Here is a 22030-nt window from a genome sequence, read left to right as displayed (position 1 = left end):
AGTTCCAGTTTCTCAAGTTATTGAGTCTCTGGCAAACACGGGGCGATTCACTTCATTATCATCAGTCACTTCAACTGTATAGATTACTGATATTTTCTTAAAAGGTCTTTTGTCTTTATATGCAAAAGCTAGCTCAGCCGCACATTCATTAGCACCTGTTTGCTCATTTGTGCTTGTAGTCCTGATAGCACTAACCTCATACGATAACAACTTTGCTGTTTTATTACCTATCTGATAGCCCATTTCACGACTTGCAATTTGTTTAACTAAATCTGTAGTTTCACTATCACCACATCGTGGTACCGCTTTTGAGCAGCCAACGACACCTACTGCCGATAACATCACTGAAATAATGATTTTTTCATTTTATATCCTAGTTTCGTCCTTGATCTCCTCACAGTCTAAGTAGGGATAGCCCCTAGGTCAACAGAAAAGCTACGAGGTTTATCGATAATGCAACTCTAGATTTATTGATATCTAAAATATAACTAATCTCATGAATGATTTAACTTCAAAGTTATCTTTTTTTTATTCTATCAAGTATCCATTCATCCACTTCTGACTCAACCCAAGCCACTGACTTAGCACCTAACGATACTTGCTTTGGAAAGCTACCCTCAGCAATAAATTTATAGATACTTGAATGACCTAATGATGTTTTTGCCATTACTTCTTTTAATTTGATTAAACGCATTTTTTTTGCCTCTTGATTCGTTCAAGAGATATGTCAGTTATGTAGAAAGTTACTTTTAAGCTGGTGGCCAAATCCAAAAAATTGAAGGCATATATCACTCTGATGTAATTATCATCAGAGGAAAAGGTAATGGCTTTAGTTAAAACAGAACCATACGAATCAAACTTTAAGCTTTTAGAAGATAAAATATTAGAAAGAGCCGCTGAAATAATGCAGCAGCGTTATATGAGACGCGGTGCTATTCATAGCCCTTCAACCGCGACAGATTTCTTAAAAGCTAAACTAGGGGCGTATGAAAAAGAGGTTTTTGCCGTACTCTATTTAGATGGCCAAAATAGGGTGATCGAGTATGAGGAGCTTTTCTTTGGAACGATTAATTCTGCATCAGTTTACCCAAGAGAAGTGATCAAATCAGTACTAAATAGAAACGCTGCCAGCATTATTATTGCTCATAATCACCCTTCCGGCGATCCAACACCATCACAAGCAGATAAGTTAATTACAAACAAATTGGAAAAAGCATTATCACTAATTGATGTACCCATACTGGACCACATAGTGATAGGGGAAAGCTGTGTATCATTTGCACATGAAGGGCTTTTAAACATTGATATAGTTAACTAAGAGGAGGTTTTATTGCTGAATAACAATACGATTAGAATCATCATACACACGATTGCGATTTTGAAGATTATTCAAAAAATGTATGAAGATGAAATAAAGTAGTTTTGGCGCCCATTTTGGGCGCTCTTTTATTAGTAAAGCTTTTGGGGACTTGGCTTGTCCCAAAATTACGCTTACCTAGTCCATACACTTTTGTTTGGTTTTTTGCTAAATAGTCTAATCGAGATACTGATATATCCCTTTGTGATGGATATTTTTCAGAATTTCTGTTAACCCAGTTACTTGCATTGTCAGGGAAATGAACGAGGCTTTGCGCTTCATATTCAGGGATACCGAGAGCACTAGCCCATGCCTGAATAATTAAAGAAGCCAAGCTATCTGAGTTACAATCATAATTACCTAAGCTGTGAAAACGGTCTTTGTTAATAAAAATCGCAATGTGATAGTGCTCTTTATTTTTTTTATCCCCAACCTCCCTAGCCCAAACATAGTAGAGCTCAGAGTCATGGACTCTTTTACCTGAGCGCCTTCGCTTTAATAGGTCATAACCCAATTTCGCTTTCAAAGATGCAAAGAACTTAGAAATTAAATTATTGGCTAGAGGACTTGGGATATCAGTATCCTGATAATAATCTGGAAGACGTAAGTCAAACCTGAAAACATTTAAGCGAGGATATTTTGAAATCGCATGATCTAAAACAAGTTCAATTCTTTTTTGATAAGCAGGATTGTAAGTATAGAGTTTATTCATTATTGAGTTCTCTTGGTTAGTTAACTACACAAAGAGGTACTCATGTAACTTCATACACATCTGTTATTCAGAGTTACTAATTTAGTTATCTAGATTTACCTATATCTATATATTACCTATCCGACATTTCCATACTTCAATTTATATATGATTTAACAGCGCTAACCTCAAAGAATCCAGCAAAAACTTTCAAATAAAAAAGTAGTCAACTCTTGAGTTATTGATGATTGAAGTAATAAAGAACGCACTAAAACTTGTGAATTAAGGTTAAAGCTATATAAAGCCTAATAACTGCGCTATAAGCCACACTTAATAACATTTAAAAAATGTCTATAAAAACACTAAAACTCGATGTAAGATAATCACATAAAACACAAAAAAAACACTTAAAAGTTACGGAGTGATATGGCACTAACACCACCCACAGATGAAGAGCGTATAAGAGCGTTATTAGGTACAAACTCTAGAGCAATTACATTTGTCCATGCTTTTTTATGTGAAAAATCTAGTATTGATATGGAAGGTAAAATTAACTTTATAAAAAATAAAACATTCGAAGTTGTGGAAGAGGTATACAATCGATGGTTAGAAAACAAAACATCTCTCCCCGAACTTGAGAATATCAGTAAGAATCAGAGGTTAATAAATTTTATTCAATTTCTTGTTTACAAAAATTACGATCCTAAAACAATACTTGCAGAAAACTCTCATATTCAATTGCTAGCATTAATTGATTTCGTGCTAGCCAAAGATAGAAATACAAACACCTTCGCAACTAGATATCCCCCGATAATACTTGAAAAAAACATAGAGCAAGAAATAAAAGGTTTCTTAGATGAGTCGAAAGCTCTTACTAAGAAGACCGAATGGGTTAATTTTAAAAATACCGAACATATGCAGTGGATAATAAATTATATAGATCAAAAATTTGACATAAGGACCGTAGACAGCTTCATTGCCGCACCCAAGGCCACAGACACTTCAAATAAGGGGATGCTTCAGTATATTCAATATTTTTTTGATACATTACCTTATGCAACTAACCAACACTACGCTGAAAACTTTCTCATCAAGATAAAAAGGGCAAACTCACAAAGAAAATATCGTAACGAAAATGCCGAGAGAGTTGCATCAAACTATATGCTCAGAAAAGATATCAAAATTAAGCTTAAAGAAATTTCAAAAAAAGAACGATTAAACTTAAATGAAACAATAGAGCTTTTAATAGAACAAGCGCATTCAAAACTAAAAGGAACTTCGTAAGACAAAGCCACTCCACCACTCCATTATTGGTCTGCGTTGCTCTAAATAATCCGAGCGGTTATAAGCCGCTCTGGTCTCATTTTCATCTGCATGAGCTAAGCAAGCTTCAACTAACAAACTATCGTAACCTTGCTCATGAAGCGCCGTAGATGCAACAGAACGAAGGCCATGAGCCACCAGCTTATCTTTGTACCCTAAACTGCGTTTTATAGCTGCATTCACTGTATAGGTGCTTGCATGGCCATGAGGATCACGTTCATTAGGAAAAATATATTGATGATGCCCGCTGAGTGGCTTCATGTTCTTTAATATTGCTATCGTTGCAGGAGTTAAAGGTACTCTATGCGTTCTTCTGCGCTTCATTTCTTCAGCTGGAATTATCCAAACTTTATCATCAAAGTGAATATCTTCCCATTTAGCCCTAGCAGCTTCTTTTGAGCGCGTCATGGTATGCAGTTGCCACAAAATTAAAAGTTTAGTTTTGTTCTGAATTGTTTGTGAGTTATTTAAAGCGCTTAAAAAGTCAGGTAGCTCTTCAGGCCTTATTGTAGCCATATGCTCTACCGTATTCTTAGTAAATACTTTTATGATTTTTGCTAGTGGATTGGCATTGATTACACCATGATTTACCGCGTAATCCATGATCTGATTTAGGCTCTGGCAAATTCGCTTAATTGTTGAGTGCTTACCATCAGACTCAAGCGGTCTAAGTATTTCAATAGTATCAATTGCTGTAATGCTTTCTAAAGGCATATTTTGCATTTTTGGGAATATATACATCTCTAGGGTCCGCCATTCCCGAGCTGCGTGTTGAGCTGTCACCGTCGGCTTTTTCCGCTCATACCAAGATTCTGCAACTGCCAAAAATGTATTTGCCTTTTTCCTCGTTAGCTCTAACTTCTTTGTGCTTTCATACTCCTTGGGATCAACACCTTTAGCTAAAAGTTGTATATAGTGCATTGCTATATCTCTTGCTACCGCAAGTGTTACTGCTGGGTAGCTTCCTAAAGATAGTTTGGTAACCTTTTTATTAACTGTATATTTAAATCGCCAAGACTTAGTGCCATTAGCTCTTACACGTAATATTAAGCAATTACCGTCAGAAAAAGTTTGTTCTTTGCCGGTAGCAGTTATTGATTTTATCTTGCGATCAGTCAAGCGCATATGACGCACTCTTATACATTTAATGAATAACATGAGTATATAGTATTTTTATTGATGGGGGTACTGAGCGGGGTACTGGATGACTTGGATTCAACAATCAAACAATGGAAGACAGCGGAAAAAAACAAGTATAAACAATTGATTTTAAATGACAGGTAAGAAAACGGCGAATAAAGGCGGAAGGCAATACTAGTGACCTGGGAACCACTGGATGGCCATATTTTACTCCTAAAAAATAAATTGCATGCTATTTTAACTGGCTCAGCTTGGAATTGCGCTATAATGACGCAAATTTTTTCAAGTAAGCAGTTATGGCTCTTAAATCAACTATTATCAAAGCGCAAATATCGCTAAGCGATATGGATCGCCACCTTTATCAAGATTTCAATCTAACCCTTGCACAGCATCCATCAGAGACCGAGCAAAGGCTGATGATCCGCCTACTCGCTTTTGCACTAAATGCGCGTGAAGGTTTAGAGTTCACTAAAGGCTTATGCGCTGATGATGAACCCGAACTTTGGCACGTAAACTACAGCGAAGAAATTGAGCTTTGGATTGAGCTCGGCTTACCAGATGAAAAGCGCTTGAAAAAAGCCTGTAATAAAGCCAAACAGGTTGTTTTGTATACTTACGGCGAGAATAATCAAACTATTTGGTGGCAAAAACATCAACCTAAGTTGTATGATTTTAAAAACTTGCGTATTTTTAGTCTCGATTATGCAGCGACTCAAGCATTAGCTGCACTGGCAGATCGCAATATTAAGCTCACAATCACTATTCAAGATGGCGAGGTGTGGGTAAGCTCAGATACAGCAAATATTGAAATTAAACCTCAGCAATTAATGTAAGGTATGCGATGGCAATTAGACAAGTTGTAGTGTTACATGGACTTTATATGTCAGGTTTTGTCATGCGCCCCTTGTGTACACGCCTTGAAAAGTCTGGGTTAAAAATACTTAATTTGACCTACAACACGCTATCCCCTAATAGAGCGGCTATTTTTGATAAAATTGATCACTTCATTGGCGACAAACCAACAGCCATGGTGTGTCACTCTTTGGGGGGGCTCGTTGCACGCGCTTACCTTGAAGCGAATTCTTCGCAAAGCAAGTATGTAGAAAAAGTTATTACGCTCGGCACTCCACACAAAGGCAGTCATATTGCTAAACAGATACAGCAAAAAGGATTCGATATGCTACTTAAAAATAGTGTCGAGTTTTTATTGTCTGAAAACGGCGACTGGCCATTTAAGGCGAAGCTTTACAGTATCGCTGGGGATTTACCTATAGGACTCATGCCATTAATTTCTAAAGGCAGTGTCTCCGATGGCACAGTGCTAATAGATGAAACCAAGCTCAATGGCATGGCAGAGCACAAGGTGTTTCATTTAAGTCACACCAGTATGATCTACTCACGCCAAGTGATGGATTACATTATAAAGCTTATCAACAAAGACTAGTTGCGCCTTATTTTTCAGCACTTGCTGCCACTTTGTATGAAATCAGTACGATAATACCCAGAATAAGTGGGATAGGCGCAGCGATATAGCCAAAGGTATCAAAATTTGCAAAGCTAGCACCTGCTAAATGCCCTACTAAACCAATAACAAAAGCAAGTAATGCAATCACTACAACCACTATTTCAGCTTTGTTTTCTTTCGCTGTTTTACCGTCCATTTTTCTTCTCCTAAATAAATGCGGTAAACTCATTATGCGCTTCTGAAATGTTGTTTTTTTGACCTAAATCAATTTCTAAATCAGCCTAGTTGCTTGCCAATCTAAACCTTGTTTTAGATCATGTTATCTGCCTTATTTTAAAATAATCACGCTTTTAGGTAGATTTTTTGCTCTCTCGCCCCGAACCTATGTAATAGGTCATCCAATCTTATATTGATAGTGTGAAAATTAACTAAAACAGCCACCGATAGGTTTAAACTATCACCATGTTCGAATTAAACCATTTTACAGATTACTGGAAATGGCTAATACTTAATCTCACGCACTAGCAAGTAAAGTAAAATATTAACAGCTATTTTTAAGGAGCAATCTATGTCACAGGTAAATGCAATTGGTTTAAACAGCGCAAAAAGTGAAGATATCGTAAAATCACTAAACTCTTTATTAAGCTGCTACCAAATTCAATACATGAACGCACGTGGCTTTCATTGGAATATCAAAGGTCGTAACTTTTTTGAATTACACCTTAAATTTGAAGAGATTTATAACTTATTACTTGAAAAAGTTGATGAAATTGCGGAGCGTATTCTGACTTTAGGCGGCACACCAGTACACGCATTTTCAGAGTACATTGAAGCAAGTAAGATAAGCGAAGCAAAAAATATTACTGAAGGCACTGCTGCAGTAGAAAACTTATTAGCAGGCTACAGTACACTCATCCAAATGCAACGCGATATTTTATCTCAAGCAGGTGATGCTGACGATGAAGGCTCTGCGGCGCTGATGAGTGACTACATTAAAGAGCAAGAGAAACTAGTTTGGATGCTAAAATCTTACTTAGGTTAAATATAAAAGCCCTCTAGGAGGGCTTGCGTAGGAAATATAGTTAAATAACGAATAACTCATTTTCTACATTAGACTCTGAGTATCCATACAACAACGCCACTGTTATTAGTGGCGTTTTTATTGGGCTTAACGGGTTTGCATTCATAAAGTGTATTTTAGCCTGCTCGCTATATCCTTTTTTAAATCCAACTGGATGACCAAATAACTTGTAAATATGAATATTTATAGAGTCGAAATGATAAATCTTTGAGCAAATAAAAAGCCCTCGAAAGAGGGCTTTACGTAGGGAAAATCGTTAAACAACAAGCGATTCATGATCTACATTAAAGCCTCTTATTCGATACAACAACGCCACTGTTATCAGTGGCGTTTTTATTGGTATAAGTGGCATTAAATCACTTATTTAATACAAATTAGATTTTTAAACTGACCTATAAATATTAAAAAGGCCTCTATTTTTGAGGCCTTCAACAACTTTAGAAGTCTTGTTTATAGTTCATAAACCAAGTACCACCTGGGATATCATGAACTGAGTAAAATGAATTAGCGAATGGGTTCAATGCTACTGGAGGATCTTTACGAAATATATTTCGCATACCTACACGAACACTAGCTTGCCATGGCAATGCATAGCTCGCAGATAAATCATGGTACGTTACGCTACCCACATGATTTAGGCCATTTGGATTGTCTTCACTTGTTCTACCGCGCTGATTACATAGCTCCCTTGTCGCGATGCCTCGCTCAACAAAATCTTCTGGTATGGAACAGCTTTCAGTAATATCGCTAGTATATCGCATACCCCAAGTGACAGATAAATCATTATAAGTCCATGTCGTATTGAAGGTTCCACGCCAACGCAAGATATCACTATCAATAGCTGCCACTTGATTATCTACATCACTGATTCGCTCATCTTCACCTGCAAAACGATATTTATCAGTATAAGAACCTGTTAATCGCATCGCAAAACTACCGAAGTCATGAGTATCAAAGCGGTAATTTGCATTGAAGTCGTAACCTTCAACCTCCAATTGAGCTAAGTTAAACTGTGAAGTTCGGACAGTTTCTACTCGCCCATCCTCACGCCTTTCAACAAACCCACAGAAATTCTCATCATTTTGAACATAGCATCGTGTAAGCATATCACCTGCATCTAACGTTGATAGCGCTTCTTCTAGTTCAATTTTGTAATAATCAACACTAATATCAAATCCTTCTAACCAACTTGGATTATAAACAAATCCAAAGGTTACAGTGTTTCCTTCTTCAGGTTGTAAATTTACATTACCACCATTCAACTCTCTCAGTTGCCCAGTTGGCTGAATAGAGCCTCCACTAGGAACATTATCAGCCATACAGCGAGCTTGAGTTGCAGCAGATTGCAAGCCAAATTGGGTAGTGTTACAAGGGTCTTGCACTGATGGGAAGCCTTCACCACCACCTGCAAACAAGTTATTTATAGAAGGGGCTCTAAATGTATCAGCGTAATTACCACGCAGCATCAAGTCTTCATATACACGCCATGTAAAACCTACTTTAAAGCTTTCATTATCAAAATCAGAATCAACAGATTGCGTGCCTACAAGACCACTATTTTCGAAATCAGAAAAACGACCAGCAACGCTAACCTCAAGACGTTCGACACCAGGTAAGTCAGCTAAAACTGGGACTACAAATTCAAAGTAAGCTTCTTCTGCTGTTTGCTTACCACTAGTAGGCTCACGGAAGTTGTTTGAGCTTAAACCAGCAGCTACTAGTGAGTCAGGGCTATCACTGAATGTATTGACACGTCGCTCAACCCCAGCAGCAAATGCTAGCCAGCCAGCAGGTAATTCAAACAAGTCACCTGAAATATTTGCTGCGAAGTTAGTAGCTCCCGTGCGCACTTGCTCATTGAACTCATAACCAATATAGCGAGCCATCTCTTCAGTGAAACCTGTTTCACCATTAAAAATATTTAACGGTACGCAACCCGCAATAACATTATCTGGAGTACCACATTGAGCAATACCACCTTCAATGAATGAAGGTCCAACCGCATTACGAAGGTTTTGTAAGTTAACAAAGTTTTCACCATGCTCATTACGGCTTGAATCCCCACGAGACATCGAAACATCCCAAATAAAACTACGATCAGCAAATTCAAACTCGCCTTCAAAACCACCTGTAATAAAATAAGTGTCATAGTCTTGTATACTAGTACGAGGACCTATTGGTAAAGTACGAAAGCCAAAAGACGATAAATCCTCACCGAATGGGTTATATATACTATCTTTGCTAAATGGGATTTCCCACTGAGGCCCTGCAAATCCTGCAGTTAGTGGCACTGCAGCTATTTGAGTTACAGACTTGCGTTGATTATAAGTAAAATCAATAAAACCTCTAAGCTCGTCACTAAATTCATGGTTTACTTTTGCAAATACATTAAAACGATCTGAAGGTGTCTTTAAGTAATTCGTGGGCGCAAAATTATAGCGATGCTTAGTACCAAATGGTTCAAAATCTGCTGCAGTTCGTAGCCCTGGGCCCTCTCGATCGGGGTTCAGAGAAACAAAGCCATCGGAAGTGTTAAATATACCAAAAAGCCCAAATGCACTTCCTCGCTCTGCTGGTATATGAGCAACAGGGTATTGTGAAATATCTCGATCGCCAGCACTAATTTCTTTTTCTTCTGACTTTGAGATGTTTAAGAATAAAGATGTTTTATCTTTTATCGTACCAATCGAAATACCAGCTTGTTTGTGCTCTCCATCTCCTTCCAAATTTGCACCAACAGTGACATCTAAACTAACCCCTTCGAAGCCATTTTTTGTAATAATGTTTACCACACCAGAAATAGCATCTGAGCCGTATACTGCAGAAGCACCATCAGTCAGAATATCGACACGTTCAACAATTGCAATTGGAATCTGAGATATATCGACTTGCCCTCCACCAAGAGCTAGAAAACGTCGACCATCAACTAGAACTAGCGTGCGATTATCTCCTAAATTTCGCAGTGAAATAGTCTGTGAGCCATCATTACCATTTGTATTATTTGTAAGTTGCGTTAAGCCCGATAAATCAGCTTGCGCTACCGTCTGTAGTAGCTCACCAATATTTTGTACACCCGATGATTCAATCGCCACACGCCCAATTGATGTCACAGGGGACGCACCTTCAACATCGGCTCGTTTTATACGAGAACCTGTCACCTCAATTCGCTCTACTTTTTCGACACCTTCATCCTGTGCCACCGCATTTACCGACACGCCTCCCATCATTGCCATCGCAATTGCAGAATAGACAAATAATGGACGTGGATTTTTTTCGTTTTTTATCATGGTAATTCCCCTGAAAATTATTTGTAACCACTTAGTTACAGCTCGCCACACTATTTGGCTTTATGCATTTCAGATAGCTGCATTTTGTAAGCGGATTAAAATTAGGGATAAGTGGAATATTTTGAGGGATAACTAAATTGTAAAATAATTTGAATAGAAAATAGGAACAGACACGGTCTTATTGTTTTTAACAGGTACGCTACATTCGGAGCTACAATGCAAAGCATTTTATTTAACAGCATAATAAATATAACTGAGCCGCAATTTGCACAAGTGCTTGAAAGCGCAATAACACGGCATCATAGCTTTAACGCCGTCACTGTTATTAATAACATTAGTAACTTTAATTTTGAAAATACTCACGTTGCGTTTTATCAACTTAACTCGTCACCTATTTCACTTGAGTTGCTACAACTAACGGAGCTAGCCAAGCATTTAAAGCTCGTTATTGTTGCTGACTCAGCGCAATTAGCGAACTTAGCTTATGAAATAGGCGCTATTGACTTTATACTTACGACTGCAAATTCTATGCGTATAAACCAATGTTTTGAAAAGCTTATTCACTTGTGTCCGCTTGTCAACGCACATCATCAAAGGCACTTAGAAGAACAAGAAAACTCTCATTTAATCGTTCGGGATGTAGGCAAAGTGAGGCTCGTAGATATTGAAGAAATCGTATGGATAAATGGGGCTGGTAACTATGTAGAGTTACATTGCCAAGATAGTCCTCGCCCAATATTACACCGCGAAACGATGAAAAACTTAACAGAGAAGCTGGCAAGTAAGGGGTTTATTCGTATTCATCGCTCTACTTTAGTTCGTAAAAAAGCAATCAGTGAGTTGATACCGACCGACTGTGGTGATTATAAAGTCATTTTAAAAAGCAATGCGATTTTAAATTTATCGCGCCGTTTTAAAATGAATCTAGAAGGTATTTTAGGGATCTGAGCAATAACCCACTAGGTACTTTGCAAGCTCATTAAATAAAAGCCAAAATGGGCAAGCTTATAGTTTTGTTGCTGACTCTAACCAAGCTCGCATTTCTTCACACTGCGGATTAATTTCAAGGAAGCTATTTATATCTTTATGAAAGGTCACCCTGAGTCCACTGTCTTTCCACACAGACTCTATCAAACTTTGAGCCACACTATTAGGCGCCACATAATCAACTTGTTTATAGCCACGTGATTTAACCGTTTCAAAATAAGCTTTTGCTATATGAACGCTTTCTGCTGTGGCTAATTCAAACTGCTTAACGTTTATAATTAAATGATGAAGGTTTTTTATTGAGTTGCCTGTTATTTCGTCTGCTATTTTATTCGTGAAGTCAACAAACGCCTCTTTATTAACACAGCCTCTAAACTCAATAAATACGCAAGGAGGGCTTATTTTATAAAACCACTCCCCATGGGGCTTAAACATAACCAAACATCACTCTTACTACATTTAAGGTAATATTAGCTTTAAAATGGTTATTTTCAACCTAATAGAGCCATAAAAAAGGCCATCTCAAGCGCTTTTTCTTCCAGGCTTTTAAAGCGTCCAGAAGCGCCTCCGTGTCCGGCATCCATATCCGTTTTAAACACAACAATATTGTCGTCTGTTTTTATTTCGCGCAATTTCGCAACCCATTTCATCGGCTCCCAGTATTGTACTTGCGAGTCATGAAAACCCGTTGTTACTAATATATTTGGGTAGGCTTGAGCCGTAATATTATCGTATGGGGAATAAGCGTTAATGACCTCGTAAAAGTCGGGATCATTTGGGTTACCCCACTCATCATACTCATTTGTTGTAAGGGGAATACTCTCATCAAGCATGGTTGTCAGCACATCTAAAAAAGGTACGTGACAGCCCACGCCTAAATAAAGCTCTGGTGCTTGATTTACCACAGCCCCCATTAATAAACCGCCAGCACTTCCCCCTGAGGCAAACACCTTCTGTGGATGTGCATAGCCTTGCTCAGTGAGTGAGCGAGTAACATCAATAAAATCGTTAAAGCTATTTTGTTTATGCTGTTTTTTACCTTGTTCATACCAATGACGACCTAGCATTTCACCGCCACGAATATGGGCAATGGCATAAACAAAACCACGGTCAAGCAGGCTCAATAAACAACTAGAAAAACTCGGATCCGTGGTAACGCCATAAGCACCATACCCATATTGCAACAAAGGGTTAGAGCCATCTTGATTAAATTTATCAATACGATACACCAATGACACTGGTACTTGCTCACCATCTCTTACGGTGATCATTAGTCGTTCTGAACGATAGTGCTCTGGGTCAAATTCACCAAGTACTTGCTGTTGTTTTAATAACGTTTTGTTGCCCGTTTTTAAATCAACATCATACAATGAACCTGGTGTTGTTAGACTTGAGTAATAAATACGTGCAAAGCGAGTGTTAGGCTCAGGGTTCATCGCTATTGCGGCATAATAACAAGGGTCATCAAACTCTAATGTGAGTCGCTCTTCCTGCTTATCAACAACCACAAAGCGGGTTTGACCAAGCTCTCGCTCAGTTAAAACAAGATAGTCATTGAATATTTCGACCCCTTCCAATAGCACATTATGACGGTGCGCAGTATGCTCCTGCCACTGTTCTTTTGTAGCAATTGTGTCGGTTGTGGCAGTCATTAAACGGAAGTTTTTGGCTTGCCAATTTGTGACTATATAAAAAGTATCGCCAAGCTTATCAACGTCAAACTCATGGCCTTCTTCACGCGGCATTAACGCACTGAACTCCCCCTCGGGATTGTTAGCGTCAAGTACCCAAGTATCGTTCGTTTCAGTCGTAGCTAAATCAATAATAATTAAGCTTTCATCTCGACTCTTACCAAGCCCCAGAAAAAAGCTTTTATCCTGTTCTTCATACACTAAAACATCATCTGCTTGTGGGGTACCTAACACATGGCGATACACCTGAAAACCCAATAAAGTTTGTAGATCTTTTTTGACATAAAAGACTGTTTTACTGTCGTTAGCCCAAACAATTTGCCCTTCCGTGTTTTCAAGTACATCGCTGAATACTTCGCCACTGGCAATATTTTTAAAACGCGCGGTGTAAATACGGCGGCCTTCGGTATCTTCAGAATAAGCAAGTAATTGCTCATCAGGACTAATTGCGACTTCACCTAGTTCATAAAATTCGTAATCACTGGCTAATTGGTTTACATCTAACAATAACTGCTTGTCGTGGGCTTCGAGTGAACTACTTCGATAATGGCGCGCATATTCATCATCACCACGAACTTCTGAGTGATACCAGAACAGGCCATCCTTTACAGGAAAGGTATTATCATCCTTAACTATCCGCTCTTTTAGTTCGTTAAATAATACTTCTCGTAGCGGTTTAATACTGGCAAGCTGTTTTTCACAATATTCATTTTCTGCATGTAAATGTGCCAACACGTCTACATTCTCGCGCTCATCATCACGCATCCAGTAGTAATTATCAGTACGAGTTAATTGATGAGCTGTTAGTTGATGAGGTTGTTTTTTAGCTACAGGGGTAGGCGTTAATAAAGACAAAGAATAAGAATTTTGCGACACAGGAAAAACCACGATTAAAAACGAATGACCCGAGTCTAACACAGAAATAAAAAAGCCCACTCAAATTGAGTGGGCCAAACAATGCTAAATAGCATTTAGGGGGAAACTATCAATGTGATACTTGCTGCCATGCCATGGGCCAACTTTTACCCACACCAGGTTCATAGAGTGGGTTATGTGATTCTTTCACACGACAAAACTCTGTATACGGCCAAGGTTTACACATATAAATATGGCCTGTCTTTGGTTGTAATACTTTTACACCTGAGCTGTAAGCATTGCATGCTTGCGGATAAACATAATCATACTCTTGATTTTTATCCTTTATTTGCTTTTCGCACTTCGCAATACAGTTAAATGCCACTTTTACATGGGTTATACCCGTGCTTTCTAAGGCATAAATCTGATTGAGCCGATATGCAACGATGAGACCCTGCTCTGTTATTTTTCCTGCTCGAATCATGGGCATGTGTACATTTATATGCTCAGCAATTGAACGAGGCCAATTATGAGGCTCACCCTCATCAGAGCTAGTGATAGGGTACTGAAATGACAAATCAGCTAACTCACCTTGTGCATCATAAAAAGTCACGACCACCTTATCCCCAACAAAAAGCTGAGTATGATGATTTAAGCAACCTATCGGCAACCACTTTCCAGAAGCCAGTGACATATGCATAAACAAAGTAACACCCTAAGAACAGCTAGTAGGTACTATCCAATAACAGCCGTACAAAATAAAAACAATTTTAGTTTGAGGCAATAGATCCAAAGCACGAAGAATGTGCGCTTTTCAGCGGCCCCGCTATCATAGTGTTGTAATCAAAACCTTAGACCGGAAACTTTGCGTCCTAACCTTTCGGTTAGTTTGCCAAAAACTGAAATGAGTATAATCCTCAGTTGAAAACAAATCAAACAAAAGAATGTAACCGAAAGATATGCATAACAAGCAATTACTAGTCACAAATAAGCTATAAAAAGCCAACCCGAAGGTTGGCTTAGTTATTAATCTCTTACCGCACGTCGATTTGGTATGAGCTCTTTCATTGAACGGAAAAAGCGTAAGAACACATGGCCTACATCACTCATCACGATATACAGACAAGGAACAAGTACCAATGTAATGAGAGTTGCAAACATCACTGCAAAACCAAGGGCCACTGCCATAGGAATAACAAACCTTGCCTGCAAGCTTGTTTCAAACATAATAGGAAGTACGCCAGCAAAGGTTGTAATTGACGTTAAGGTTATTGCTCTAAAGCGTGCACAACCTGCTTCAATAACAGCTTGGCGAGTTGACATTCCCTCTCGTCGAGCTTGGTTCACAAAGTCAGTCATAACTAAAGAGTCATTGATCACCACCCCAGCAGCAGCAATTAAGCCAAAGCCTGACATTAAGCTAATATCTAAATCAAACCAATAATGCCCCCAAATAGCACCGGTCAAGCTAAACGGAATCACCGACATAACGATCAATGGTTGTGAATAACTTTTTAGTGGCACCGCAAGTAAGATATACACTAAGAACATCCCCGCAGCGAAAAACATTAATTGCTCATTCGCCTGTGCTTGCTGCTCTTCAATAGCACCGCCTAATTCAGTTTTCACTGATGGAAATTCTTCTTTGAGCTGTGGCAGTAGTACATCGTCGACCTGCTTGACCACTTCACCTGGTTCTATGGTTTCTTCGTCAATGCTGCCGTAGATATACACAGTGCGATAGCCACCTTCACGGCGAATATAACTAATCCCTGGCTTTTCAGTTAGTTCAACTACATCACCAAGCAGTACTTCTTTGCCAGCAGGTGTCGTCACTACCGCATGTTTTAAAGAAGCAAATGCTTCGCGCGTTAATTTAGGGTAACGCACCATTACACGTACTTCTTCACCACGACGAATTACACGCTGCGCTTCTCCGCCGTAGAAGCTTGCACCAACTTGATTAGCAATTGTAGCAAGGTCTAAACCTAAATCGTAAGCAACAGGTTTTAAGCTAAGTTGGACTTCTTTACTAGCAGGGTCAATTGTCGAGCTAATATCAAATAAGCCTTTTTGCTGTTGCAGCAACTGAATAAAGCGACGACCCGCATCATTTAAAGTATCAACATCGGGCCCATAAAGCAGGTATCCAAACTCGCCATCATTGCCGCCACCATTTACATCGTCGTAGATTTGCAATGATTTAACACCAGCAATGTTTGGCATCTGCTCACGCCAACGTCGCGATAGCTCAAAAGCATTATATGGACGCAAGTCCTCATCTACCAATGGTGCTAAAATTTGTGCTTCAGTACGCCCTTGGTTAAAGACCAAAATATCACGTAATAATGTGTGACCAAACTCACGTTCTGTCTCTTGATCAACCTTTTTAACCATGGCTTCAATTTCACGAATTGCTTCAATGGTCTGTATATCAGACGCATTTTCATTCATTTCCAAATTAATTTGCGGAAAGTCATGCGGTACTTTTGGTGTTGGTACAACACGTACTTGATTTGACGAAATTAAAGCGAATGTCAAAATCAAAAGGCCAATAAATGAGAATAACACTAACCAACGCCATTCAACACAACGCTCAATAAAGCGTTTATACGGGCCATTCACAAAATTAAAGAAGCGCTTGTTAAAACGTGCTCGCCAACTCTCAGGATTGATAGGTGGAAAGTGAGTATGGGCAATGTGCGCAGGTAAAATAAGCTTTGATTCTATTAAACTAAATACCAGACATAAAATAACAACGACCGCGATACCGTAGAAAAAAGCACTTTCTGGGCCACTTGATAAAGTAAATGGCGCAAATACAGCAATCGTCGTTAATACCCCAAACGTTGCCGGAGTTGCTACACGTTTGGCACCGTTCACAACGTTAACGACGCCGCCTCCTTTTTTCTCTATCTCAGTGTAGGCACTTTCCCCTATGACAATTGCATCGTCAACGACAATCCCCAGCACCATAATGAACGCAAATAGAGATACAATGTTAATAGTGATACCAAAAACAGGCATCATCATCATTGCACCTAAGAAACAAATTGGTAAACCAATCATTACCCAAAGAGCTAGTTTAAATCGCAAGAAGATAGACAACATGATAGCCACTAAGATAGCACCTTGAAAAAGGTTACTTTTCATCATGTCTAAACGCGCATTCAAGTAATACGTCATGTCCATTAGTGGCTCTAGACGTAAACCCACAGGCAGCTCTTTGTTCTTTTTATCTATGTATGCTTTCACCGAGTCCGCAACGGGGATCATATTTTGCTCTTTCGTAGCTTTAACCGATAAATACACTGCATTTTCGCCATTGAATTTAAAGTAACGCTCACCCTCTGTGAACTGATCTTTTATAACAGCAATGTCTTGTAACAAGACTTTCGCACCGTTAGCTCCCACCTTTACAGGGATTTGACGGAACTCATCACCACTGTAATATTGGTTTTCAACACGTACAGAAATAATCCCTGCATCAGTGCGTAATTGACCTGCTGAAATATTCGCTGAGTAGCGACGTACAGCATTAGCAACATCGCTTAATGTTAAGTTATATTGGCGCAGAGAATCTGGATCAATTTCAATTGCAATTTCATCAAGCGGCACATCATTTTGCACCAAAGACACATTTGATAACTGCAATAACTCATCTTCAATTTGATTAGCTATTGGCTTTAATTCTGTGAGTGGCACATCACCGACTAATGTCATCCCAATAACATCTTGACGAAACTCAACCTGACTAATAGTCACCGGCTCCATCCCCGCAGGAAAGGTCGCAATTCCGTCAACGCGAAGTTTTACTTTATCAAGAACGTCGGTTAATTCTGCATCGGTATTAATTTCTAAGCTAGCACGCCCATTGTTACGAAATGCGCGGTAAACACCACGTTTAATTTCGGTCACATCTTTGAGCGACTCTTCAATTTTAATCAGAATACTTTCTTCAATTTCTTGTGGTGAGGCCCCAGGGTAATTAGCTTGCACCTCAATATAATTGATCTCAATATTCGGAAACATCTGACGCTGAATGGTAAAGTAGCTTAGTATCCCCATAGCAAGGATAAAAAACATCATTAAGTTTGCAGCGACCGAGTTATTAGCAAAATAGGCGATTAAACCAGACTGCTTCTGTGTTGTTGTATCACTCATACAGCCACCTTACAGCTTTTCGACAGCAGCAGTTTCACCTGCATCGCTTGTCATTTCTTGCATACCGGCTACTTTTACTTCCATACCCGCTTGCGGGTACTCAGGCAGTGTCAGTACAAGCTGATCATCAATATTTAAGCCATCGCTAATATAAAAATATTCACCTTCTTCGCGAACTACAGTCACTTTACGCGGCTCTAATTTTTGTTCATCGTTAACCACCCAAACAGTTTGATTGTTTACCAATGATTGCGGTAGGCGATAGATATTTTGCAATGTGGCGCCGGCAAAATTAACCTGCACATAAGCGCCAAATTTAATGGGTTGTACATCATGCTTTAAACCATATGGGTCATCGACACGAACAACCAAGTTACTCATACGTGTTGCGTTATCAACGACACCCAAGTCACGGTCCACCACCGCCTCACGGGTAAAGCTATTTAAGCCTTTATTGATAATCGTGGCCTTAATGCCTTTAATACGTTTAGGTAAGAACACGCTGTCGAATCCTGCGATAGGCACAATAATTTCAGCACTTTCAATATTGTTTAGCTCGGCAACCTGATTGCCCACATTAATATATTGACCCACACCAATTTCACGGCTTATCACTAACGCATCATAAGGTGCTTTTACTTCGCATCGAGCTAAGTCTCGCTCTGCACGTTTCAGTGCAGCTTGAGCCGATTTAACCGCAGCTTGCGCACTTAAAACTTGTGGTTTTCGTAGGAATAAGTCAGTACGCTCACGTTCTGGATAACGCTTGGCTTCATCAAGCGCTACCTTTGCTTGCGCTTGCTCTTCAATTAATGCAGCTTGAGCACTCGCCAATGAAGCTTCAGCTTGTAAAACGGCCGCCTCGTAATTGTCTTTTTCAATCGTGAATAGCACTTCACCGCGAGCAACAATGCCACCCGCAACAAAATTTGGATGCCAGCTTGTGACTTCACCCGCAACTTGAGATGCAAGCAAAGTACTTTCGAGCGGCCTAACCTCACCATAACTGTTAATAATAACTTGATGGTCATCACTTGAGATAGTTTCCACTCTAACAAGAGGTCTAGAGTCAACCACCTCTTTATCTTGTGGCTCTTGGGCAATAGCATTAATACCTACAAAGCCAGCAATACCAAGGGCTAAAGCAGCAAATGGTAACATCCATTTCAATACATTCGTGCGCATAACTTACACCTTTTAAATTTTTACTGCCCTTATCATACCAAAGCTGACAGAAACATTAATGTGACATTTGTAAGTAACTGTTACAAAAAGAGCCAAATACACCATCAGCAGCTAAAAATAATTTGTTACTAAATAAAACTCTCAACTTTTCATGGCATTAGAGATAGTGCTTTACACTTGTTAACAAACAAACTTCTATCAATTAGCAATTTCATTAAACTCGTGCCTGAAAAAACAAATGGAACGACTAAAAATGAAAATAACCAATATTGCTTTGGCGTTAAGCATTGCTTTTGCCATAAATGGGCATGCACTTGCAGCCAAGAAAGAAGAAAAAAAGCCTGAAACACTGGCTGAAATGATTAAAGATAAAACCGAATACTCAGGTATTTTTACTCTTTATCAAGATGAAAAAACCGGTGAAAACCTAATGGTCATAGACCAATCACAACTTGATACACCCTTTGTCTATTTTGCACATACCGTAGATGGTGTGACCGATGCTGGTCACTTCAGAGGTGCGTACCGTGAAACAAAACTCATTGAATTTAGAAAATATTTTGACCGTATTGATATTATAAGCAAAACCCCTCGTTATAAATTTGATCAACACTCTGCCCTTGCTCGCTCTGCTGATGCAAATATCAGTGAAGCAGTGCTAGCTAGCATCAAAATTGAGAAAGAAGAAAACGATAAAATAGCATTTAATGTTGATAAACTGCTTATAAGTGAAGCATTACACAAGATATCTCCTTGGCCAAATCCAGACGATAAAAATGCTAAAAAGCGTTTCAAATTAGGAAAATTAGACGATAAAAAATCGCGCATTGTTCAGCATCGTCCTTACCCAAACAATTTAGATATCACTGTCGATTATGTGTTTACCAATGCCAATCCTAGTGTACGTGGCTCTGAAGCAATAAGTGACCCTCGTAATGTATCGATTAAAGTACAGCATTCCTTTGTCGCTTTACCAAAAAACAATTATCAGCCGCGCCACGATGATGCACGTATCGGTTACTTCACAAACCAATTTGATAATATGACTTCTGCTGACTGGGCACCTTACGAGGACGTAATCAAGCGTTGGGATTTACAAAAGAAAGACCCTACAGCTGCACTTTCTGAGCCAGTCAAACCAATTACTTGGTGGATTGAAAACACCACCCCTATTGAGTGGCGTGATACGATTCGTGACGCAGTGCTTGCATGGAACCCTTCATTTGAAAAAGCGGGCATTAAAAACGCTATTCAAGTAAAAATTCAACCTGACGATGCAGATTGGGATGCTGGCGATATAAACTACAACGTATTACGCTGGACAGCCTCTCCACGCCCACCTTTTGGTGGTTATGGGCCAGCCCTTGCTAACCCATTAACCGGTGAGATCTTAGGCTCTGACATCATGTTAGAGTATGTTTTTATGAAAAATCGCTGGATGTATGAGACCTTATATACGCAAGGCGCAGCCTCATTAACCTCTGACGAAAATAATCCTAACTTACACTGTTCATTAGGTCACACTATTCAAGAAAACATGCTACTTGCAAAAGGGTTAGGTGCTGGAGCCAGTATTGAAGATAAAGAAATTTTACGCCAAGGCTTAACCCAGCTTATTCTCCATGAAGTAGGTCACACACTGGGGTTAAACCACAACATGAAGTCATCGATTTTATGGGATGAAAAAGAAGTTCACGACAAGAGTAAAACGCAAGGGATCGTGACAGGCTCGGTGATGGATTATGCACCGGCCAACATTGCGCCTATTGGCATGCAACAAGGCGATATATTCCAAACTAAGCCTGGCCCTTATGATGATTGGGCGATTGAATATGGCTATAGCCAAGCACTAGCCGATGAAGATGCTGAGCAACAACGCCTTGAAAAAATTCTCGCTCGCTCATCAGAGCATGCACTCGCATTTGGTAATGATGCTGATGACATGCGTGCACCGGGTCGCCATATCGACCCTCGTGTAATGATTGGCGATATGTCATCTAACCCTGCAGCTTACGCTAATGATCGCATGGCACTTATCAATAAGTTATTTACTGAACTTAAAGACAAAGCCACCGTTGAAGGTGAGTCATTTCAACAACTAGTTACTTCAGCTAATATTTTATTTGCTAGCTATAGAACACAAGCAGGCGTGGTGTCGCGTCAAATAGGTGGTGTTTATGTAGAACGCAATGTCGTAGGTGATGATAAAAATGGCGCACCATTGACTCCTGTTTCACTTGAACGCCAACAACAAGCCATGCAGATTTTAGCCGACAAAGTATTCTCGCCAAATGTACTTGCTAACATGCAGCCTCTGTATAACTACCTACTACAACAGCGCCGCGGTTTTAATCATTATGGTAAAAATGAAGATCCTAAACCACATGGTATGATTTTAGGCATGCAAAAGCTGGTACTTGCTCAGCTATTACACCCTGCTGTGATGCTGCGTATTTCAGACAGTGCTATGTACGGTAATGAGTATTCACTTAACCAATTTATGAATGACTTAACAACAAGCATTTTTGTCGACGGCAAAAAAGCAAATACATTAAGCCATAACTTACAAGTTGAATATGTGAATCAACTGATTGCCATTGTCGGTTTAACTAAAGCCAGCAAGCACGATAATCTCGCTAAAGCTGCGGCTCTTTATCAACTTAACCAAATTGCTGATATCAGCACTCCTTGGGGAGCAGATACTGCTGCTAAAGCGCATAAACAATATATTAATCGCTTAATTAGCAAAGCATTAGACGCTTAACCAACAGTAAAAAGGCTGCCAATTGGCAGCCTTTTTACTC

Annotated in this window: 18 protein-coding genes and 1 riboswitch; of the genes, 7 read left to right on the top strand and 11 right to left on the bottom strand. The window is 39.3% G+C overall.

The genetic code is table 11. The annotated features are described in order from the left end of the window. Nucleotides 1-12: 12 nt before the first annotated feature. Both NYF15_RS21040 and NYF15_RS21035 read right to left on the bottom strand, forming a co-directional pair. Entirely contained in the window at nt 13-345 is a 333-nt protein-coding gene (locus NYF15_RS21040; protein WP_371354585.1) for a hypothetical protein, read from the bottom strand. Nucleotides 346-517: 172 nt separating this feature from the next. Next, nucleotides 518-694: an AlpA family transcriptional regulator gene (locus NYF15_RS21035; protein WP_371354584.1), complete on the bottom strand. Its 177-nt coding sequence runs from the start codon at nt 692-694 to the stop codon at nt 518-520. Between the two features lie 129 nt (nt 695-823). On the opposite strand from NYF15_RS21035, the gene radC reads away from it, so the two are divergent. Beyond that, nucleotides 824-1318 (top strand): DNA repair protein RadC, encoded by a 495-nt coding sequence (gene radC / locus NYF15_RS21030; RefSeq protein ID WP_371354583.1) that lies wholly within the window; start codon nt 824-826, stop codon nt 1316-1318. Nucleotides 1319-1385: 67 nt separating this feature from the next. On the opposite strand, the gene NYF15_RS21025 is transcribed toward radC, so the two are convergent. After that, entirely contained in the window at nt 1386-2069 is a 684-nt protein-coding gene (locus tag NYF15_RS21025; protein WP_371354582.1) for an inovirus Gp2 family protein, read from the bottom strand. Between the two features lie 405 nt (nt 2070-2474). On the opposite strand from NYF15_RS21025, the gene NYF15_RS21020 reads away from it, so the two are divergent. Continuing rightward, on the top strand, nt 2475-3332 hold the full coding sequence (locus NYF15_RS21020) for a hypothetical protein (RefSeq protein WP_371354581.1): 858 nt from the start codon (nt 2475-2477) through the stop codon (nt 3330-3332). On the opposite strand, the gene NYF15_RS21015 is transcribed toward NYF15_RS21020, so the two are convergent. Then, nucleotides 3315-4496, bottom strand: a complete 1182-nt coding sequence (locus tag NYF15_RS21015; protein ID WP_371354580.1) for a tyrosine-type recombinase/integrase — start codon at nt 4494-4496, stop codon at nt 3315-3317. The two genes, NYF15_RS21020 and NYF15_RS21015, sit on opposite strands and share 18 nt — an antisense overlap. Nucleotides 4497-4807: 311 nt before the next feature. Between NYF15_RS21015 and NYF15_RS21010 the strand changes: the two genes are divergently transcribed. Beyond that, nucleotides 4808-5344, top strand: coding sequence for a YaeQ family protein (locus tag NYF15_RS21010; RefSeq protein WP_130150940.1), 537 nt, complete (start codon nt 4808-4810; stop codon nt 5342-5344). 8 nt (nt 5345-5352) lie between these two features. Continuing rightward, complete coding sequence (locus NYF15_RS21005) at nt 5353-5955, top strand: alpha/beta hydrolase (RefSeq protein ID WP_237120242.1); 603 nt, start codon at nt 5353-5355, stop codon at nt 5953-5955. Nucleotides 5956-5962: 7 nt separating this feature from the next. Here NYF15_RS21005 and NYF15_RS21000 read toward each other — a convergent pair whose 3' ends face one another. After that, complete coding sequence (locus tag NYF15_RS21000) at nt 5963-6172, bottom strand: hypothetical protein (protein ID WP_130150938.1); 210 nt, start codon at nt 6170-6172, stop codon at nt 5963-5965. 372 nt (nt 6173-6544) lie between these two features. On the opposite strand from NYF15_RS21000, the gene NYF15_RS20995 reads away from it, so the two are divergent. Beyond that, the gene (locus tag NYF15_RS20995) at nt 6545-7018 is read left to right on the top strand and encodes a Dps family protein (RefSeq protein ID WP_062567494.1); all 474 of its coding nucleotides are present in this window, start codon (nt 6545-6547) and stop codon (nt 7016-7018) included. A gap of 476 nt (nt 7019-7494) precedes the next feature. Here the strand turns inward: NYF15_RS20995 and NYF15_RS20990 are convergent, their stop codons facing one another. After that, nucleotides 7495-10344, bottom strand: coding sequence for a TonB-dependent receptor domain-containing protein (locus NYF15_RS20990; protein ID WP_371354579.1), 2850 nt, complete (start codon nt 10342-10344; stop codon nt 7495-7497). Nucleotides 10345-10560: 216 nt separating this feature from the next. On the opposite strand from NYF15_RS20990, the gene NYF15_RS20985 reads away from it, so the two are divergent. Then, on the top strand, nt 10561-11292 hold the full coding sequence (locus tag NYF15_RS20985) for a LytTR family transcriptional regulator DNA-binding domain-containing protein (protein ID WP_371354578.1): 732 nt from the start codon (nt 10561-10563) through the stop codon (nt 11290-11292). Nucleotides 11293-11349: 57 nt separating this feature from the next. On the opposite strand, the gene NYF15_RS20980 is transcribed toward NYF15_RS20985, so the two are convergent. The 5 genes from NYF15_RS20980 to NYF15_RS20960 all read right to left on the bottom strand — a co-directional run bounded on the left by NYF15_RS20980 (nt 11350) and on the right by NYF15_RS20960 (nt 19226). Then, nucleotides 11350-11766: a hypothetical protein gene (locus NYF15_RS20980; RefSeq protein WP_371354577.1), complete on the bottom strand. Its 417-nt coding sequence runs from the start codon at nt 11764-11766 to the stop codon at nt 11350-11352. 56 nt (nt 11767-11822) lie between these two features. Next, nucleotides 11823-13898, bottom strand: a complete 2076-nt coding sequence (locus tag NYF15_RS20975; protein WP_371354576.1) for a S9 family peptidase — start codon at nt 13896-13898, stop codon at nt 11823-11825. 109 nt (nt 13899-14007) lie between these two features. Next, nucleotides 14008-14577 carry a hypothetical protein gene (locus tag NYF15_RS20970; RefSeq protein WP_062567491.1) on the bottom strand — a complete coding sequence of 190 codons (570 nt, stop codon included), beginning with the start codon at nt 14575-14577 and terminating at the stop codon, nt 14008-14010. 113 nt (nt 14578-14690) lie between these two features. Beyond that, nucleotides 14691-14781, bottom strand: a riboswitch (cyclic di-GMP riboswitch). 122 nt (nt 14782-14903) lie between these two features. Continuing rightward, on the bottom strand, nt 14904-18041 hold the full coding sequence (locus tag NYF15_RS20965) for an efflux RND transporter permease subunit (protein ID WP_371354575.1): 3138 nt from the start codon (nt 18039-18041) through the stop codon (nt 14904-14906). Nucleotides 18042-18050: 9 nt separating this feature from the next. After that, a complete protein-coding gene (locus tag NYF15_RS20960; protein WP_130150931.1) occupies nt 18051-19226 on the bottom strand; it encodes an efflux RND transporter periplasmic adaptor subunit in 1176 nt (391 codons plus the stop codon). A 253-nt stretch (nt 19227-19479) separates the two neighbouring features. Between NYF15_RS20960 and NYF15_RS20955 the strand changes: the two genes are divergently transcribed. Further along, entirely contained in the window at nt 19480-21990 is a 2511-nt protein-coding gene (locus NYF15_RS20955; RefSeq protein ID WP_371354574.1) for a zinc-dependent metalloprotease, read from the top strand. Nucleotides 21991-22030 lie beyond the last annotated feature (40 nt).

The sequence above is a fragment of the Pseudoalteromonas sp. 68 DY56-GL68 genome (assembly GCF_041414825.1).
GTDB lineage: Bacteria > Pseudomonadota > Gammaproteobacteria > Enterobacterales > Alteromonadaceae > Pseudoalteromonas.
Note: the sequence above shows the minus strand (reverse complement) of the source record. Positions and strands in the feature narration are given on the sequence as shown.

What these genes read in the sequence shown, in the direction of transcription:
- NYF15_RS21000 (WP_130150938.1), bottom strand. Translation starts at nt 6,172, where the DNA reads ATGGACGGTAAAACAGCGAAAGAAAACAAAGCTGAAATAGTGGTTGTA.
- NYF15_RS20960 (WP_130150931.1), bottom strand. Translation starts at nt 19,226, where the DNA reads ATGCGCACGAATGTATTGAAATGGATGTTACCATTTGCTGCTTTAGCC.
- NYF15_RS21020 (WP_371354581.1), top strand. Translation starts at nt 2,475, where the DNA reads ATGGCACTAACACCACCCACAGATGAAGAGCGTATAAGAGCGTTATTA.
- NYF15_RS21015 (WP_371354580.1), bottom strand. Translation starts at nt 4,496, where the DNA reads ATGCGCTTGACTGATCGCAAGATAAAATCAATAACTGCTACCGGCAAA.
- NYF15_RS21035 (WP_371354584.1), bottom strand. Translation starts at nt 694, where the DNA reads ATGCGTTTAATCAAATTAAAAGAAGTAATGGCAAAAACATCATTAGGT.
- NYF15_RS20980 (WP_371354577.1), bottom strand. Translation starts at nt 11,766, where the DNA reads ATGTTTAAGCCCCATGGGGAGTGGTTTTATAAAATAAGCCCTCCTTGC.
- radC (WP_371354583.1), top strand. Translation starts at nt 824, where the DNA reads ATGGCTTTAGTTAAAACAGAACCATACGAATCAAACTTTAAGCTTTTA.
- NYF15_RS20990 (WP_371354579.1), bottom strand. Translation starts at nt 10,344, where the DNA reads ATGATAAAAAACGAAAAAAATCCACGTCCATTATTTGTCTATTCTGCA.
- NYF15_RS20970 (WP_062567491.1), bottom strand. Translation starts at nt 14,577, where the DNA reads ATGCATATGTCACTGGCTTCTGGAAAGTGGTTGCCGATAGGTTGCTTA.
- NYF15_RS21010 (WP_130150940.1), top strand. Translation starts at nt 4,808, where the DNA reads ATGGCTCTTAAATCAACTATTATCAAAGCGCAAATATCGCTAAGCGAT.
- NYF15_RS20955 (WP_371354574.1), top strand. Translation starts at nt 19,480, where the DNA reads ATGAAAATAACCAATATTGCTTTGGCGTTAAGCATTGCTTTTGCCATA.
- NYF15_RS21025 (WP_371354582.1), bottom strand. Translation starts at nt 2,069, where the DNA reads ATGAATAAACTCTATACTTACAATCCTGCTTATCAAAAAAGAATTGAA.
- NYF15_RS20995 (WP_062567494.1), top strand. Translation starts at nt 6,545, where the DNA reads ATGTCACAGGTAAATGCAATTGGTTTAAACAGCGCAAAAAGTGAAGAT.
- NYF15_RS21005 (WP_237120242.1), top strand. Translation starts at nt 5,353, where the DNA reads ATGGCAATTAGACAAGTTGTAGTGTTACATGGACTTTATATGTCAGGT.
- NYF15_RS20985 (WP_371354578.1), top strand. Translation starts at nt 10,561, where the DNA reads ATGCAAAGCATTTTATTTAACAGCATAATAAATATAACTGAGCCGCAA.
- NYF15_RS20965 (WP_371354575.1), bottom strand. Translation starts at nt 18,041, where the DNA reads ATGAGTGATACAACAACACAGAAGCAGTCTGGTTTAATCGCCTATTTT.